At 55.0% G+C, this 2,310-nt stretch carries 1 protein-coding gene, 1 tRNA gene and 2 rRNA genes (1 of these 4 running past the window's edge); 1 reads left to right on the top strand and 3 read right to left on the bottom strand.

All coding sequences use genetic code 11. From position 1 onward, the window contains the following. A partial coding sequence (locus tag DDZ14_RS20025) for a hypothetical protein (RefSeq protein WP_233252622.1) occupies window positions 1-184 on the top strand: 184 nt, incomplete at its 5' end. Here the strand turns inward: DDZ14_RS20025 and DDZ14_RS16555 are convergent. The 3 genes from DDZ14_RS16555 to DDZ14_RS16545 all read right to left on the bottom strand — a co-directional run. Next, a tRNA-Met gene (locus DDZ14_RS16555) sits at window positions 163-239 on the bottom strand. The genes DDZ14_RS20025 and DDZ14_RS16555 overlap by 22 nt on opposite strands. Before the next feature lie 74 nt (window positions 240-313). Then, window positions 314-428, bottom strand: a 5S ribosomal RNA gene (rrf, locus tag DDZ14_RS16550). Between the two features lie 76 nt (window positions 429-504). Then, window positions 505-2,310, bottom strand: a 23S ribosomal RNA gene (locus DDZ14_RS16545); it runs 1,022 nt beyond the window's last position.

Raw genomic sequence — 2,310 nt, 5'->3', positions numbered from 1 at the left:
TGGGCGCAGCCGCTTGAGCTACCTGATGGCTCCGCGCCTGCGCCCATTGCTCATGCCGCCGAATGATGACACACAAAAGGGGAACAAGCTCGACTTACGAGTGGCCCTGAAAAAAGGGGCAGGTCAGATGCATTCTAAAATACTGTTATTTATAAGAAATGTTGGTTGCGGGGGCAGGATTTGAACCTGCGACCTTCAGGTTATGAGCCTGACGAGCTACCGGGCTGCTCCACCCCGCGCCAATGCGCTGACCCGCATCGTTTCGGAAATTTTGGGTCAGCATCGAAAGAGAGAGCGTCATGTTCCTTGCTAGGTTTGGCGGTGACCTACTCTCCCACGTCTTAAGACGCAGTACCATCGGCGCAACGGCACTTAACGACCGAGTTCGGGATGGGATCGGGTGTTTTGCTCGCGCTATTACCACCAAACCAAGAAAAGAACATGACTACACGAGTGTCTTCCAAGTCCATGCTTCACGACCCAGAAGTCTTGCTTCTACTGGATCAAATCAAGCCTATCGGGCAATTAGTACCGGTCAACTGAACGCATTGCTGCGCTTACATCTCCGGCCTATCGACGTGGTGGTCTTCCACGGCCCTCAAGGGAGACCTTGTTTTGAGGGGGGCTTCCCGCTTAGATGCCTTCAGCGGTTATCCTGTCCGATCATAGCTACCCTGCACTGCCGTTGGCACGACAACAGGTCCACCAGTGGATCGTTCACCCCGGTCCTCTCGTACTAGGGGCAACTCCTCTCAAGTCTCCAACACCCACGGCAGATAGGGACCGAACTGTCTCACGACGTTCTAAACCCAGCTCACGTACCTCTTTAAACGGCGAACAGCCGTACCCTTGGGACCTGCTCCAGCCCCAGGATGAGATGAGCCGACATCGAGGTGCCAAACACTGCCGTCGATATGGACTCTTGGGCAGTATCAGCCTGTTATCCCCGGCGTACCTTTTATCCGTTGAGCGATGGCCCTTCCACTCGGGACCACCGGATCACTATGGCCGTCTTTCGACTCTGCTCGACTTGTCAGTCTCGCAGTCAGGCTGGCTTCTGCCATTGCACTCAACGAGCGATTTCCGACCGCTCTGAGCCAACCTTCGCGCGCCTCCGTTACTCTTTGGGAGGCGACCGCCCCAGTCAAACTACCCGCCACACAGGGTCCCGGATCCGGATAACGGACCGCGGTTAGACATCAAGCAAGCGAAGAGTGGTATCTCAAGGGTGGCTCCACGAAAACTGGCGTTCCCGCTTCAAAGCCTACCACCTATCCTGCACATCTCTGACCTAATGCCAGTGTGAAGCTGTAGTAAAGGTGCACGGGGTCTTTCCGTCTAACCGCGGGAAGCCTGCATCTTGACAGGCAATTCAATTTCGCTGAGTCCACATTTGAGACAGCGGGGAAGTCGTTACGCCATTCGTGCAGGTCGGAACTTACCCGACAAGGAATTTCGCTACCTTAGGACCGTTATAGTTACGGCCGCCGTTTACCTGGGCTTCAATTCGGAGCTTGCACCCCTCCTTTTAACCTTCAGGCACCGGGCAGGCGTCAGACCCTATACGTCGTCTTGCGACTTCGCAGAGCCCTGTGTTTTTAGTAAACAGTCGCCACCCCCTGGTTTGTGCCCCCCGCCCACAGTTGCCTGCAAACGGGGCCTCCTTCTCGCGAACTTACGGAGGTATTTTGCCGAGTTCCTTAAATGTGGTTCTCTCAAGCGCCTTGGTATTCTCTACCAGTCCACCTGTGTCGGTTTAGGGTACGATCTAATGGAGGGCTATTTCCTGGAACTGCTGAGCGGCCCACCCAATCCGATAAGGGTGAACAACCTTCGCAATCCGTCACATCCTCCTGGCCCAGGAATATTAACCTGGTTCCCATCGACTACGCCTTTCGGCCTCGCCTTAGGGGTCGGCTTACCCTGCTCAGATTAGCTTTAAGCAGGAACCCTTGGACTTTCGGCGACAGTGTCTCTCACACTGTTTGTCGCTACTCATGTCATCATTCTCACTTCTGATCACTCCACCGGATCGCTCACGCGCCGGCTTCACAGTAAGCTCCGAGCCTCCGCAACACCCGAAGGTGCTAAAGAGGCGTGGAACTATATCACAGAACGCTCCGCTACCATGCCTTGCGGCATCCTAAGCTTCGGCTCATGGCTTGAGCCCCGGTACATCTTCGCCGCAGGACAACTTACTTAGACCAGTGAGCTGTTACGCTATCTTTAAAGGATGGCTGCTTCTAAGCCAACCTCCTGGTTGTTTTGGTCGTCCCACCTGCTTTCCCACTTAGCCATGAATTAGGGGCC

Origin of the sequence: Maritimibacter sp. 55A14 (genome assembly GCF_003122205.1) — a bacterium.
Lineage (GTDB): Bacteria > Pseudomonadota > Alphaproteobacteria > Rhodobacterales > Rhodobacteraceae > QEYE01.
This window is presented reverse-complemented; position numbering and strand designations above follow the sequence as displayed.